General features: G+C 56.5%; 20 protein-coding genes and 1 tRNA gene. 3 read left to right on the top strand and 18 right to left on the bottom strand.

The features are described from left to right. Window position 1 precedes the first annotated feature (1 nt). Both NCG89_RS00960 and NCG89_RS00955 read left to right on the top strand, forming a co-directional pair. Window positions 2–89 (top strand) — tRNA-Ser (locus NCG89_RS00960). A gap of 98 nt (window positions 90–187) precedes the next feature. Then, window positions 188–679 carry a BRCT domain-containing protein gene (locus tag NCG89_RS00955; RefSeq protein WP_251087906.1) on the top strand — a complete coding sequence of 164 codons (492 nt, stop codon included), beginning with the start codon at window positions 188–190 and terminating at the stop codon, window positions 677–679. 10 nt (window positions 680–689) lie between these two features. On the opposite strand, the gene NCG89_RS00950 is transcribed toward NCG89_RS00955, so the two are convergent. Continuing rightward, a complete protein-coding gene (locus NCG89_RS00950; protein ID WP_251087905.1) occupies window positions 690–1,868 on the bottom strand; it encodes an Arm DNA-binding domain-containing protein in 1,179 nt (392 codons plus the stop codon). A gap of 93 nt (window positions 1,869–1,961) precedes the next feature. Between NCG89_RS00950 and NCG89_RS00945 the strand changes: the two genes are divergently transcribed. Beyond that, entirely contained in the window at window positions 1,962–2,315 is a 354-nt protein-coding gene (locus NCG89_RS00945) for a hypothetical protein (RefSeq protein WP_251087904.1), read from the top strand. A gap of 42 nt (window positions 2,316–2,357) precedes the next feature. Here NCG89_RS00945 and NCG89_RS00940 read toward each other — a convergent pair whose 3' ends face one another. The 17 genes from NCG89_RS00940 to NCG89_RS00860 form a co-directional block, all read right to left on the bottom strand. Beyond that, window positions 2,358–2,570, bottom strand: coding sequence for a hypothetical protein (locus NCG89_RS00940; protein WP_251087903.1), 213 nt, complete (start codon window positions 2,568–2,570; stop codon window positions 2,358–2,360). A gap of 65 nt (window positions 2,571–2,635) precedes the next feature. Then, window positions 2,636–2,965: a hypothetical protein gene (locus tag NCG89_RS00935; protein WP_251087902.1), complete on the bottom strand. Its 330-nt coding sequence runs from the start codon at window positions 2,963–2,965 to the stop codon at window positions 2,636–2,638. Window positions 2,966–2,980: 15 nt separating this feature from the next. Further along, window positions 2,981–3,208: a hypothetical protein gene (locus NCG89_RS00930; protein WP_251087901.1), complete on the bottom strand. Its 228-nt coding sequence runs from the start codon at window positions 3,206–3,208 to the stop codon at window positions 2,981–2,983. Further along, a complete protein-coding gene (locus NCG89_RS00925; protein ID WP_251087900.1) occupies window positions 3,201–3,830 on the bottom strand; it encodes a DNA adenine methylase in 630 nt (209 codons plus the stop codon). Before NCG89_RS00925 ends, NCG89_RS00930 begins: the two co-directional genes overlap by 8 nt. A gap of 4 nt (window positions 3,831–3,834) precedes the next feature. Next, window positions 3,835–4,293, bottom strand: a complete 459-nt coding sequence (locus NCG89_RS00920) for a hypothetical protein (protein WP_251087899.1) — start codon at window positions 4,291–4,293, stop codon at window positions 3,835–3,837. A gap of 2 nt (window positions 4,294–4,295) precedes the next feature. Then, on the bottom strand, window positions 4,296–4,598 hold the full coding sequence (locus NCG89_RS00915) for a hypothetical protein (RefSeq protein WP_251087898.1): 303 nt from the start codon (window positions 4,596–4,598) through the stop codon (window positions 4,296–4,298). Beyond that, window positions 4,598–4,861, bottom strand: a complete 264-nt coding sequence (locus tag NCG89_RS00910) for a hypothetical protein (protein ID WP_251087897.1) — start codon at window positions 4,859–4,861, stop codon at window positions 4,598–4,600. The genes NCG89_RS00915 and NCG89_RS00910 overlap by 1 nt, the downstream gene beginning before the upstream one ends. A gap of 88 nt (window positions 4,862–4,949) precedes the next feature. Continuing rightward, on the bottom strand, window positions 4,950–5,609 hold the full coding sequence (locus tag NCG89_RS00905) for a hypothetical protein (RefSeq protein WP_251087896.1): 660 nt from the start codon (window positions 5,607–5,609) through the stop codon (window positions 4,950–4,952). Beyond that, window positions 5,606–6,145, bottom strand: coding sequence for a phiTE_072 family protein (locus tag NCG89_RS00900; protein WP_251087895.1), 540 nt, complete (start codon window positions 6,143–6,145; stop codon window positions 5,606–5,608). The genes NCG89_RS00905 and NCG89_RS00900 overlap by 4 nt, the downstream gene beginning before the upstream one ends. Next, window positions 6,142–6,735 carry a hypothetical protein gene (locus tag NCG89_RS00895; RefSeq protein ID WP_251087894.1) on the bottom strand — a complete coding sequence of 198 codons (594 nt, stop codon included), beginning with the start codon at window positions 6,733–6,735 and terminating at the stop codon, window positions 6,142–6,144. The genes NCG89_RS00900 and NCG89_RS00895 overlap by 4 nt, the downstream gene beginning before the upstream one ends. Then, window positions 6,732–7,226 (bottom strand): hypothetical protein, encoded by a 495-nt coding sequence (locus tag NCG89_RS00890; protein WP_251087893.1) that lies wholly within the window; start codon window positions 7,224–7,226, stop codon window positions 6,732–6,734. Before NCG89_RS00890 ends, NCG89_RS00895 begins: the two co-directional genes overlap by 4 nt. A 62-nt stretch (window positions 7,227–7,288) precedes the next feature. Then, on the bottom strand, window positions 7,289–7,513 hold the full coding sequence (csrA, locus tag NCG89_RS00885) for a carbon storage regulator CsrA (RefSeq protein ID WP_251087892.1): 225 nt from the start codon (window positions 7,511–7,513) through the stop codon (window positions 7,289–7,291). 29 nt (window positions 7,514–7,542) lie between these two features. Then, entirely contained in the window at window positions 7,543–7,683 is a 141-nt protein-coding gene (locus NCG89_RS00880) for a hypothetical protein (protein WP_251087891.1), read from the bottom strand. After that, window positions 7,673–7,906 (bottom strand): hypothetical protein, encoded by a 234-nt coding sequence (locus tag NCG89_RS00875; RefSeq protein WP_251087890.1) that lies wholly within the window; start codon window positions 7,904–7,906, stop codon window positions 7,673–7,675. The genes NCG89_RS00880 and NCG89_RS00875 overlap by 11 nt, the downstream gene beginning before the upstream one ends. After that, window positions 7,903–10,563 (bottom strand): toprim domain-containing protein, encoded by a 2,661-nt coding sequence (locus NCG89_RS00870; RefSeq protein WP_251087889.1) that lies wholly within the window; start codon window positions 10,561–10,563, stop codon window positions 7,903–7,905. Before NCG89_RS00870 ends, NCG89_RS00875 begins: the two co-directional genes overlap by 4 nt. A 9-nt stretch (window positions 10,564–10,572) precedes the next feature. Beyond that, entirely contained in the window at window positions 10,573–10,875 is a 303-nt protein-coding gene (locus NCG89_RS00865; RefSeq protein WP_251087888.1) for a hypothetical protein, read from the bottom strand. A 41-nt stretch (window positions 10,876–10,916) separates the two neighbouring features. Beyond that, window positions 10,917–12,008 (bottom strand): DNA polymerase III subunit beta, encoded by a 1,092-nt coding sequence (locus NCG89_RS00860; protein ID WP_251087887.1) that lies wholly within the window; start codon window positions 12,006–12,008, stop codon window positions 10,917–10,919. Window positions 12,009–12,014 lie beyond the last annotated feature (6 nt).

Raw genomic sequence — 12,014 nt, 5'->3', positions numbered from 1 at the left:
CGGAGGGGTGGCAGAGTGGTCGATTGCACCGGTCTTGAAAACCGGCGAACCGCGAGGTTCCCAGGGTTCAAATCCCTGCCCCTCCGCCATTTAAACCCGCGTAATTCGGGGCTTCCCGAGACTAGCAGTTTGGAATGGGACGATTTTGGGACCGTTCTGGGACTGGCGATAAGCGAGGTGCGACGGAATGCACTATGTTTACTGCTCTGCGGCTGGCAAGATTTCTCTGTTCTCAATCGATGAGCCCCAGGTCTTTTTCAGAAATGGCCGCGAGTACCTTCAGTTCTTTGATGAGGCCAGCGGTCGTTATAAAACCCCGCGCCTCGATCGGGTGTTGTTCTCCAGTGACTCAGCTGAAGAAGCGCAAGCCGCGTTAGTTCAATTTCAAAAAGACACCCCTTCCCCAACGGCAAGACCTTCCAGCGCCAATCGTATCGATGCCTTTGAGGTCTGCTTTACCGGATTTTCAGCTGGGGACAAAGCCAGGTTGGTTGCTGCCGCCGTGGAAGGCGGAATGCAGGTAAGATCTAGCGTCACAACGGCTTTAGATTTACTGGTGACCGGTAACAACGCCGGGCCAGCCAAGTTGCTGAAGGCTCACAACCAGGGTGTTTCGATCACTTACGAAGCGGGCTTTCTCCACCTTCTCCAAACTGGCGAGCTGTTGGACGACGTTTAGAGCCTGGCAATTATTCTTCCTGCCCAGTAAACCCCAGTTTGGTATTTGCCAGCTGTGAGAAATTGACCGGCTGGTCTTCCTGAATGAATTTGCCATAGTGCTTCCGGATCATGGCTTCTGACGTGTGGCCTACCTGCGCAATAATCCAGTTGATGGGCATGCCCACCGTTAACATTTGACTGATGAAGGTGTGACGGCACTGGCTGGGGCCCCGGTAGCGAACCCCGGCCGCTTCCAGGTGTTTGGTCCACCAGTGTTCCCGGTAGCTCTTGATGTGGATGAATGGTTCGCCGGTACCGGTGCTTATCCATACCGGACGGAATTTCACCTTGCGGATAGTGCGGTTATCCCGATCGGTCATCTCAACAGTGATCGGGTCCAGGTCGCCGGTGATGGCTTTCTGCCGGCGCAACGCGTCGACGGCCGGTTTCAGCAGCTCGACCGTGCGCTTTGATCGGCGGGTCTTGGTCGCCTTGTACTGCCCTTCCACCACACCCATTTCATAGCGGGCGATTCCGGCATCGAGGTCGATATAATCCCAGCTCATGGCAATCAGTTCTGCGGTGCGCGGGCCGGACCACAACCAAAACTCTGCCATATTCCGTTCAGACTCCCGCTCTGTGGGCGTGTTGAGAATCAGGTTGATTTCCTTCCGGTTGAACACGTCCGGGTCTTCCGAGTCTGGCAGCGCCACGCGGATCGGCTTGGTAGGGTTGTAGTGAACGCGGTGCCGCGTGCCGTACAGGTCAAACACCTGAGACATGATCTGCAGGATCTCTTTGATACTCTTACTGGCCAGCTCATGTAATGCTGCGCTGATCCATTTCTCAATGTCGATGGTGTCGATATCCTCCACCAGCCGGTGGCCCCACTGGGGGCGAATATAACCCCTGCCCCAGCGCTGGTAATTCTCGATCGTCAACGCCGCCACTTTGCGGGCTTTGATCTCATAGAATATATCCAAGTAGTGGCCGAACGTGTTTTGCTTCAACCGCGGCGAATTGGGAAATCGGCTGGCATAGTCGAAAATGCCCTGCCGGATCTCGTGCTTGATGGTGGCCACCAGGCCTTCAGCGTAGGCCTTGTTTTGATCCGTTGGCGGCAGGTTCAGCGGCTCCCGGCATTTATCCCCCTTGTAATAGAAATAGACCCGCAGCATCCCACCGTGGACTTCCCAACCCTTCGCCATTACTATCGCCCAAAATAACTAATTAGCGGCCTACATTGAGAGATAGGCCCCCGCCGTTCAAGAATTGCCACTCACAGAACAGGGAGATGTTCCATGCGCCGCGCCAGTCTATTATTGTTGATCGCCCTTACCGCCTGTTCTGGACCTTATGACCAACAGCTGGACGTCATCAATTACGCCTACTCCCAGCACCTTCCCTATGCCGAGGGCGCCTGGTGCACCCACAAGCAGATGAATAACCGGGACTTTATCGGCTGCCCCTATAAGGTCGGCGGCAGCCAGAAAACCGCGGTGTGGCTCCTCGAGGGGAAAACCTTTCTGGCCGTCAATGGCACCGCCCGCAGCGATCGGGAGGCCCTGGGGAACTACACAGAATTTCAGGACCTGCCCAGGCCAGTGCCCGATGATATCGACATTCCCGCCATGGTTGCCGAATTCCAGCGATAACACTTGCATTGCCCGGGACCTAGCGGCCCGGGAATAGCGGCGTTATGGGTAAAACACTTTTGTGTGGTATTTCTCCGGCCCAACGAAGTCGAGAAACCCTGAGTTGTAGCCCGGCGAGTGGGGTGCTTCCGCCCACACCAAGCCGTTATCATTAACCACCCTATATTTGTGAGGGCCGTTACCGCCCGACCACAGCACCACTACCTCCGCTCCTGTCTCCAAGGCGTTCACTTCGTCTTGAGTTAATTCACCCATAACAATCCGCTCCAGTCGCTTCACTTCGTTACGCTCGGACGGCTGCGCCGCCGCTGAGCTGGGGGTTATGAAGGCGTCTCGATCCGCAGGATTCTGCCATCTGCCAAGTCAATACGGCCCTGCTCTGCGCCATGCCCACAACAGCAGGCAACCGTCTCAACGCCGCCGGCATTCAGCGCGGCCACGATTTGATGGATGCACCAGTCAATGCACCGAACCTTTCCCTGCAGAGGCATCATTACCTGGTTGGCATAGGTTTCCGCGCTACCACATTTACCGCAGCGCTCACAGCTTCCGTTACTCGAGATGGCGTCCTTCTGATCGACTACCGCCGCGGCTAAGCAATCAATACCACCCAAGCAGTCATCTCTTTCACAATCTTTACAAAAGGACATTTCAGTCTCCATAACTCAAAAAAGGGCTTGCTGCGCCCGATTCTCGATGCAGGCCGGATTTAGCCACACCACCTCTGTGCGGGTTGTCGTGCCTCTCCCGGCGCTGATCCGAGCGGTAGTGGAATGCTTCTCCCAACCTGCCAGCATGTCGTTGTAGAGCTCGCTGTCGTAGCCTGATATCACCACCATGCCATCAGCCACCATCAAGCGCGCAAGCAGTTGAACGTGCTGTTCATCACTCATTTCGTGGTTGTAGTACCCCCCCCCCCGCCCGCATTTTCCGGGTGGAGTGAACATAAGGCGGGTCAACAAAAAACAACGTGTCAGGGCGGTCGTGATTGTCGATCACGTCCAGCGCGGGCTTGTTTTCAATCACCACCGCCTGCAGGCGCTCAACGAACTGGGAAATGCATCGAGGATACTTCGCCCAAATATGCGCGGAGGTGCCATAGGCCCGGGCAGAATCAATCCGGAAACCGGTTTTATGCTTGGTGGCGCCCGCAGACCCAAAGCCCTGATGGGCACGAATCAGCGTTCTTCTGGCCTGTTCTACGGGGCATTCGGAAGGCTCATAGCTGAGATTAAACTCATCCCTGGCGTACGGGGTTAGGGCCAGTAGCCGCTCCAACGCTGCGGCGGTGTCGGGTTGCTGAAGCACCCGGAATACGTTCACCACCTCACCGTCCAAGTCGTTATAAACCTCACTGATTGACCGGGGCTTCTGCAAAAGCACTCCCGCCGCACCGGCAAATGGCTCCACATAGGTGTGGTGTTTGGGGAAAAATGACATTACCCAGGGGGCAAGCCGAAACTTGCCGCCGTGATAGCGCATTACCGGGCTTTTTACTCGCGCTAACTCTTCCATCGCCCTACCCCAAGTCCGGCAACAGTTTGGGCATCTGGCCCGACTCATAGGCCTGGGCGATCTGGGGCAGCATAAACTGGCTGACGGTGGTCCCATTGGGCAGCACGATGTTGGCCATAAACTCGTCTTCAAACACGGCAATGCCCGCCTCTACCGCTTCCAGCTTGGCTTTAATCACCAACGACAGGGCGCGCCATTTCTGGCGGCAGGCCTGTTCCCATTCGGTGAATGCAGCCGTTTCCTTCCGCAGTTTGCCGGTGGGGGTGTGGGTGAATTTGCGATCGCGCTTATCCGGCATGGGCAGCAGAAAGCGGATCTGGCGCTTTGCCATACGAAAGCCGACCACGGCTTTATCCTGATCCCAGCCATACATGAATTGATCAGCGCCATAGCGCTGCAGGGTGCGCTCGATCTCGGCGCGGCTTTTGTCGGTGCTCACACTGGTGTTTTCGGCGTAGGCCATGGTTATATTTTCCCTTCAATATCAGAGAACTTAATCGCTCTAAAACCATGAAACGGTTTTGACTGCGGTGGTTCCAGGTATGTCAGGGCCACACAACCATCAGGCAGCGATCGCTCAAATAAATAATCATCAATAACAACTGGGCGGTTTAGATATTTTGCAACGGCTTCTGCGTTTCGGGTTTTTCCACATGCCTGAGGACCGTAGACAACAATTGGTTCGCCGTAGCCACCCGACTCAAATACTTGCCGCCTGATATCAGAATTAGTCACCATCTTAGAGCTAAATATCTTTACGGATTTCATCATGCTCTCCTCTGCCCCAGATACTTCTGGTAGGCCTGATTAATTTTGTAAAACATCGTCGCCGCCTCGGGTTTGTGGTCCAACTCGGCGCGGCTTTCTATGCCGCAGGCCTCCAGAAAGAAGTCGCGGGCGTCTTCTTCGGTGTGGGTGCCGTCGGGAATGTCGATGGGGTATTTGGCGTTGCGCATGCGGTCCAGCCACAGGCGAAATTCCGGTGCCTGGCAAAGCATGGCCGCACGGCGTGACAGTGCCCCGCCCTTCATGGCTGGTCATCCTTGGCGATCCTGCAGGCCGCCATGGCGAATACCGTCAGCAACAGCGCAACGATGACGAAGGCCGCACATAGATATTTCATCCCGCGGACTCCGGTCCCAATGACCGGTGGGCAGCCATCGCCATGCGCCGGTAAATCTCTTTGCACAGATCCCATGGCACAATGCGGGTCGCCACATGCTCGACCACATTTCCCTGTTCGTCGTAGTAGTCGGCTTGCTCTTGCCATGCAAACTGACCGATGCACTCTGCTTTCATAGCGCTATTGATGTGCGGCTTCTTGCCGTCCCTCGTAGCATCCACAGGTATAGCCATGGTCCCCGGTGCGGTGAGATCAGTCGAATGGCGTTCATGGTAGCCATCTAAAAGCATGGCAACTTCCCTCAGCGACTGGGCATCTCCCTCCGGGAGTCCACAGCTATAGTCGTCCTGCTCAGCCAGCTGTTTAGCCAATCGCTCAAAGTCGTGAATAGCTCTTTCCAGCGCCCCCTTGTGGTGGGGAAGCGGCCATTGTTCGCCATCATTTCCATCGACTCGGCGCTGAATGCGCTGCCAGGTGGGCTCGTATTCCGGCCAGTCGCTTTCTACTACCAGATATTCCTGATCAGGCTTTTCTGCGGCTTGCCTGCCCGCACTGATCTTTTTCAGGATCTCGATAATGCACTGGTGGTCATCTGCAGACAGGTAGGCAAACACATCTGTGTTCTTGAGGACGGTGTAGCGGTTTTGTCGGATCATGCCGTCACCCCCTCTTCCATCTGAGATTTCAGCGCCGCTTTAACCGCATTGATGATGCGGCACAGGTATTGATAATCGGGATTTGGAACATCCGGGATGGAGAGCCACCAGTCGTCACCAATGATTTCACTGGCGAGCTTGGCGCCGCTATCAGAGCGCAAAAACGCTTCGTCGTTGTCGCACCAGAGTTCGATTTCGTCCCAATAGCGCCTGGCTTCCTCCTTTGGAATTTCTATCTCGCGGCGAAGCCTGATCACTTCTGATTTAAGCCATTTATCCAGGTTGTCGTAATCTGGAATTTGGCTTGGGATGCTGGATAACTTGTCCGACAAATATCCGGCGTCACAGGAGCAAAAAAACTCGGCAATGGTGCGGTTGCCCATGCCACCCCAGTAGGCGCTCCAGCTTTGGCCGTAACACTCAATGATGATCTTGCCTTGGCGGGGGCCAAGGTCTTCAGCAATCACGGTGATGGGGTCCAGCGCTGTAGCGCCGGTAATCCGCAGTTTGGTGATGGTGGATTTTTCGATGTTCATAGCTCCACCCCCTCAATAGCCCGCTCGACCTCCCACTTTTTAACCTCCACCCATTCTTCCGGCGGTGTCCAAAGCAGGTGTTCGTAGTTGCCGTTTCCGGATATTCCAGACGCTCTTTCAGCGCGGTACTCCTCAAGGAGCCTGGGGTCTATATCCATCCACGGAATAACCGCAAACCAGCCTTTTTTCTGCGATCCGCAAACGGTTGCGCTATAACATCTGAGGCCATCCATAAGAACACCAAATGGGCCGGTCTCGATCCCTGCAGTGCTCAATGCAGTGTGAACCGACTTTGGGCGGGACAGCGCCTCAATCCGATTTGCCAGGGCTTTTCCGGCCTTGGATGACTTTTTTGGATAGAAAATATCGCCGCCTTTTATCTTCCTCCACAGGGTTTTATCGGGAGTTTCAGAAAACCCAAACCCGGCAAAGCCGTGCGCGCGATCATAGAAGTAAGTATCACTTGCGCCCACTGCTTTGGAGATTTCATGGATTGATTGCTGATATTGATTTCGCTGATCTACCAGCGATTCAATCGCCTGCGTGGTTGCGGCATCAAGCACCTTGAAATAACGATAATAAACGCTCATGCCACACCCCCTTTCTCAGCAAAAGCCAAGGCATTGCGGGCCACGCGGCCGCCGTCTTCCATGACGTGGAATGGGTCACCGCCCAGCCAGCTGCCGGCGTATTTGGCCTGGTGGGCGTAGAACTCGACGGCCTGGGCCAGTGCGGTGGCGCGGTGCTGCAGGGCGCGCATGGGTGCCAATTGGCGGTGAATTTCCCGGCGCAGATCTCCGGCGGTCATTACCACGGTGAGGGAATTCACCATGGACTCGGGGTGGTCTTCGCCGTTGTCTTGCCAAAACCACATGGCAACGTCTTCGTCGCCGCGTAGTTTATTGGCGATGTCCTCGGCCTTTGCCAAACGGCGCAGCAGGTAATTTTTGGTGTCCTCGAGTCTATCGATTTCTTCTACCAGCATTGCCACCTTGTGGTTGAGCAATGAAACCTTGTCCGAGTCGGGAAAGGTGGTAGGCTTCTTGGCGCTGGCTTCAGCGCGGGTCTTTACTATTTGCATGGTCTTGCCCCTGTTGCGGTCAGTAGGCACCGGGGAGTTGCCGCTCTCCGGTGCCGCCTTGGTTAAATGGCGGTGAGGTGCTTGCGCCGGTCGGTCATGGTGTCGGGTGCTTTTTTCTGGGCCTGCTTGCGCTGGTAAATTTCCTCGCGGTCCACACCCACATGGCGCGGGGCCTGCACCCCCAGCCGCACCTGGTTGCCCTTCACGCCCAACACGGTCACCTCAGTGAGCTTGCCGTTGTCATCGCAAATCAGGGTCTCGCCTATCCGTCGGGTTAATATCAACATGGTGGTTCTCCTTCCTTAGTTTTGGGTCACTAAAACGTGACCACGTAGGTGAGCCCTGCGGCAAACAGCCAATAGAGCCCTTTTCGCCAGTCGCCACACATCAGGTAGGGGGTCGCTGACCCCAACTGCAGCACCATCATGGCGGCGGGTAACAGTTTTTCAGCGGTCATGGTTGGCACCCTCAGACAGCGGCGGGAGCCGGGCAAAGCCGGTGCGGTCGAATAACGCTTTCCACTGGCTAAGGGGCTTGGCGGCGATGGTCATCAGGTTGTTGGCCTCGTCTTCCCGATGCACTTGCAACAGCACATCCAGAAGCGCAATGGCCAGCGCATTGCCGCCTGCCACCAGCTCTTCATAGCTGGCCACGCCGGGGTCCTGGGTAAATTCACTCACGCGGTTCTCTCCTTGTTTTCAAAAATCCAGCAGCGCACCGACTTGCCCTCTGTGCCGTTCAGGGAAATGGCAGAGTTGACCACAGTGGTGTCCAGGTACTTGTAGCGGCGGCTGCCTTTGAGCAGGCGTTTCAGATCGGTCATGGGCGGCACCTGCTGGCGGTGCTCCACGGCGCGCTCAACAAAGTGGTTGAGGTTGATGGCAATCCGGTCGTCGTTTTTGCTGTGATTCAGCTTGGGTTCTTTATCGGAGCCATTCAAAAATTCGTATTGCTCCCAGAACTCCTGCACCACCGGATGATCGGCGCTGATGGCCTGCTGGCGCTCCACGGCCATGTTCAGCAGCTCCCGCTGGGCGGCCTGCACCTGCTCTTTGCTGAGGGGCAGCACCAGCGCAAGGGCGCTCACCAGGGCACACAGCTGGCCGTGGTTTTTAGCGATCCGCACGTTCTTAATGCCGGGCTGGGCCATCAGGCGCTTTTCAAATTCAGGGGTTTTCTCGGTGATCAGGGCCATGACATCGGCCTCTTTCTTTACTGACTCGAGCACAAAGCTGCTCACATGCTCCAGGGGCATGTGCTCCAGCTCGTGGGCCATTCGCTTGCTGTCGTCATTGTGGGCGGCCCGGGTAAAGCGCAGATGCACTATCCGCTGCAGCACCGCCTCACTGGCCTGCACAGCGGCGTTCTGGCTGATGGCAATGGCACCCCGAAATGGCGGCTCGTAGGTTTCATTGCCGCTGTTCTTCATTCCCCGGCTACGCACCGACCGCCCGTTGTAGGCGGTTTTCAGCTCATCCCAGTCAAACTTTTTGCCGTGGGCGGTATCTTCGTCCCGGTCGCCCTCAATGAGCACCACCGGCATGTTGGACACCTGCCCCATATTCCGGGCCCGGGCCGCCGCGGTGGATTTGCTGGGGTCGAAGCCTTCGTAATCGCGCCGGCCAAAGGTCTTCCAGAGGAATTCAATCAGGGTGGTTTTACCGGCGCCGGGCTCGCCAATGATTTCGCAGAACGGGTAGCTTTTTTGAGTCTCGCGGATCTGCTCGGCAAACAAGGCACCAAACCAGAACGCCAGCGCCACCAGGCCCTTTTCACCAAAGCACACATGAATGTGGTGAACCCAGTCAGTCCGGTAGTTGTCGGCATTCTTGGCAATAGCCAGGTGAACGGATTGGTTCAGGCTCTTGATGGCCAGCTTGCCCGCGTCAAAATAATCCTCGTCGTTAATGGCAATCAGGCGGCCATCTTTCACCGCCACATCGTTATAAACGTAAATGCCAAACTCTTTGCTGTAGCCCAAAAAGTCGATGGTGTTCACGGTTTTAATGTTGTAGAGCTGGTCTTTGGCAATAGTGTCCAGCTGCTGGCTGGTGCCGGTAAACACACTGCCCGCCGCCACCGACAACAGCCGCTTTTTAAACTCGCTGGCGCTGGAAAGCTGGCCCCCGGTAAAGGTGTTTTTGACCGGCAGACCACCGTGGGGAAAGGTGATGCGGGCGTAGTACCAACTCTCATCGGTGATGGTGTTGGCCTGAAAATACAAAAACTGAAAGTGGCAGTTGGCGATCTCGCAAATGCTGTTGCTCAGCTCCAGGGCCTTATCGCGCATCTGCTTTTCAGTCAGGCCTTCGTCGCCATCAGCCAGGCTGTTATAGGCCTTGTTGAACTTATCCAGGTTGAGGGCAAACCAGTACACCCGGCTGCGAAACTCAAAATTAAACTCCTGCCGCTGGTGGTGGTTGTACATCAGCAAGGCCTTTTCGCTGGCACTGGCGGCAATCAGCAAACTGCCGTGGTAGCGATACCGGGCCATGTCCTTGTCGGTGAGGCGGGCCTGCATGTGCAGGTCGTTCCAGTCGTCTTTGCCTTTGCTGTCTTGGGGGATGGTGACGGCGCTGGAACTTTCTTTGGTTTCAGCCAGGCGGGTATGGTGGCGCAGAGTCCACTTGCGGCCAGCGTGGTCACCGTCCAGCGCCCACACCCAGCGCACGTCTTTATGCTTGTGCTCATCAAAAAACGCCGCGGGGAAGTTGGTGCAACCCAGAATGGCGCAGGCCTTGTAGCCGTTCAGGTAAAGGGCAATGGCATCCAGAATGCCCTCTACAATAAACACCTCGTCGCCCTGAGCAATTTCCTGCCCCGGGGCCAACCAGGCCAAGCCTTTATAATCGCCTTTGAATGAGGCCTTGCGCTTCTTCTTCTCGCCGTTGTCATTTACCCAAAGCTCTTCAACAAAGCGGTCGAAATAGATGCCGTCGGCAATCATAAAGCGCACGGTGGCCGTGCCCGACTGCTTACCGATGACGTTGGCGCTCCACCAGCGATCCTGCTCATACCAGCCGGCAATGCGGGTAATGTCGAAGCCCCTGGCCTGCATCAAGTACGCGTCGGCAGTGGCCCGGGGGTTATCGTCGGTGGGCTGGTAGCGTTCGTTGAATTTCTCAAACGCATCGGGGTAAAGCTCTTTAATGTGGCCAGACCAGGCGCAGTTGTTTTCCCTGCCGCAGCGGATAACCCAAGGGCTTTCCGCTTTGGCGTAGAGCTCTTTTTTGCTGCAGCTGGGGCAGATGCCCGACCGCAACCACCCTGCCCGCTCTTTGAACTGATAATCCCGCAGCAGGCGCTGGGTGATATCGTTGTGTACCGCTGGGATCATGGCAGCCCCTTAGAATTGCAGGCTGTGCTGAATCGTAGTTATGTCGGCGCTGAGCTGCTCTGCGTCGTCGAATAGCCCGCCAAGCTGATCGCGGACGGCGTTAGAAATACTTTCTATCGCCTTGGACAGATTGTTCGCGCCAGCTTTGAGCTCAGTCAGGCGGGTAACGGCTTGCTCATGCCGGGCGTCCGGCACATCCAGCTCATCGAGCTTCATACACACTGCAATATGTGCCGGGCTGCCCTGCTCGGTCACACGCAAATGACACTCCAGCTCATCCAGGGTCAGGTTTCTCAACATGGCTTCATTCATGATGCTTTCTCCGTTTTGGTCACTGGTTTTCATGGCTCGATCTACATGCGAATCGGCATGAGCACATGCACGATTTCCTGATTGCCGGTCCACAACACCTGGGCGTTGTGGGCACCAGAATTGAGCCAGGTAAACTCGCCTTTGATGGAATGCATGGCGTCGTTCACGTAGGCCAGATTCATATACACCTTGGGCCACTTTTCTTGGCAGGTCGCTGGGGCCTCGTCCTTGGCTGCGGGCTCGCCCTTATTCTTGCTGTCGTCCCCGGCGCTCAGCGTCAGCAGGTTGTCTTCAATCATGCAGCCCAGCATGTTGGTGCCCACCGGCACAAAGCTGCGCAGGCGGCTCAAGGCCGGGGAAATATGGGTGGCGTCCAGGGTTGCCTTCACGCCCGTTTCAGGGATGTGCATCACCCGCTTGTAATCCACGTATTGGCAGTCCAGCAGCTGGGACCGGTACCGGCCGGCCGCGTGGGTCACCTCAATGGCGCTGTCGCTGTACTGAAGCTCGGCGCCCTCTTCCATCAGCGCGGCAATCAGGTTTTTCAGGCTGTCCCGGGGGATGGTGATGGGTTTGAAATCTGCATCAACAGACGCACAGGCCAACCGGTGCCCGTCGGCGGCCACCACGTCGCCTTCGTTGAGGTGGACGCCCAGCAGCATGAACCGCACATCATTCACCGCCGCGGCGTACTGCACGGTAGCAATGGCCTTGGCCAGCGCTTGCGGGTCCAGCACCGGCGTCATTGCCCGGCCCATTGCCTGCCCCTTCGGGAAAATGTCTGCCGAGAGGGACAAAATCTGAAACCGCCGACGGCCCTGCTGCAGCACGGTTTTAAACTTCTCGGTGCCGGGGCTGCCCTCGGTGCTGAGCGTCGCAGGCCCAGCCAAACCGGTGACAGCCGCCTGCAGCTTTTCAGCGTGGCAGGTAACGCTACCGCCCTGCTCTACCCGTTCAGCAGCAATCACCACCTCGCGCTCCTGGCTGCCGTCCCGGCTGATCACCCGAAGCTCAGCGGGCGACTGGGTGGCAATCAACAGCACATGCTCATAGATGTTTAGGGTGCTGCGCTTTTGCGCAAGATTGTTTTTCAGGGCGGCAGCCAGTCCCTGTGCATTCACAGTCACGTTCATGTGGGG

This window comes from Spongiibacter taiwanensis (assembly GCF_023702635.1).
GTDB lineage: Bacteria > Pseudomonadota > Gammaproteobacteria > Pseudomonadales > Spongiibacteraceae > Spongiibacter > Spongiibacter taiwanensis.
The sequence above is the reverse complement of the archived record's forward strand: the minus strand, read 5'-3'. Positions and strand labels throughout refer to the sequence as shown.

Coding starts and splice junctions, on each gene's coding strand:
- NCG89_RS00925 (WP_251087900.1), bottom strand. CDS start 3,830: ATGGAAGAGTTAGCGCGAGTAAAAAGCCCGGTAATGCGCTATCACGGC.
- NCG89_RS00865 (WP_251087888.1), bottom strand. CDS start 10,875: ATGAATGAAGCCATGTTGAGAAACCTGACCCTGGATGAGCTGGAGTGT.
- NCG89_RS00920 (WP_251087899.1), bottom strand. CDS start 4,293: ATGGCCTACGCCGAAAACACCAGTGTGAGCACCGACAAAAGCCGCGCC.
- NCG89_RS00910 (WP_251087897.1), bottom strand. CDS start 4,861: ATGAAGGGCGGGGCACTGTCACGCCGTGCGGCCATGCTTTGCCAGGCA.
- NCG89_RS00890 (WP_251087893.1), bottom strand. CDS start 7,226: ATGCAAATAGTAAAGACCCGCGCTGAAGCCAGCGCCAAGAAGCCTACC.
- NCG89_RS00860 (WP_251087887.1), bottom strand. CDS start 12,008: ATGAACGTGACTGTGAATGCACAGGGACTGGCTGCCGCCCTGAAAAAC.
- NCG89_RS00935 (WP_251087902.1), bottom strand. CDS start 2,965: ATGTCCTTTTGTAAAGATTGTGAAAGAGATGACTGCTTGGGTGGTATT.
- NCG89_RS00900 (WP_251087895.1), bottom strand. CDS start 6,145: ATGAACATCGAAAAATCCACCATCACCAAACTGCGGATTACCGGCGCT.
- NCG89_RS00950 (WP_251087905.1), bottom strand. CDS start 1,868: ATGGCGAAGGGTTGGGAAGTCCACGGTGGGATGCTGCGGGTCTATTTC.
- csrA (WP_251087892.1), bottom strand. CDS start 7,513: ATGTTGATATTAACCCGACGGATAGGCGAGACCCTGATTTGCGATGAC.
- NCG89_RS00905 (WP_251087896.1), bottom strand. CDS start 5,609: ATGATCCGACAAAACCGCTACACCGTCCTCAAGAACACAGATGTGTTT.
- NCG89_RS00880 (WP_251087891.1), bottom strand. CDS start 7,683: ATGACCGCTGAAAAACTGTTACCCGCCGCCATGATGGTGCTGCAGTTG.
- NCG89_RS00955 (WP_251087906.1), top strand. CDS start 188: ATGCACTATGTTTACTGCTCTGCGGCTGGCAAGATTTCTCTGTTCTCA.
- NCG89_RS00895 (WP_251087894.1), bottom strand. CDS start 6,735: ATGAGCGTTTATTATCGTTATTTCAAGGTGCTTGATGCCGCAACCACG.
- NCG89_RS00940 (WP_251087903.1), bottom strand. CDS start 2,570: ATGGGTGAATTAACTCAAGACGAAGTGAACGCCTTGGAGACAGGAGCG.
- NCG89_RS00930 (WP_251087901.1), bottom strand. CDS start 3,208: ATGAGTGATGAACAGCACGTTCAACTGCTTGCGCGCTTGATGGTGGCT.
- NCG89_RS00915 (WP_251087898.1), bottom strand. CDS start 4,598: ATGAAATCCGTAAAGATATTTAGCTCTAAGATGGTGACTAATTCTGAT.
- NCG89_RS00945 (WP_251087904.1), top strand. CDS start 1,962: ATGCGCCGCGCCAGTCTATTATTGTTGATCGCCCTTACCGCCTGTTCT.
- NCG89_RS00870 (WP_251087889.1), bottom strand. CDS start 10,563: ATGATCCCAGCGGTACACAACGATATCACCCAGCGCCTGCTGCGGGAT.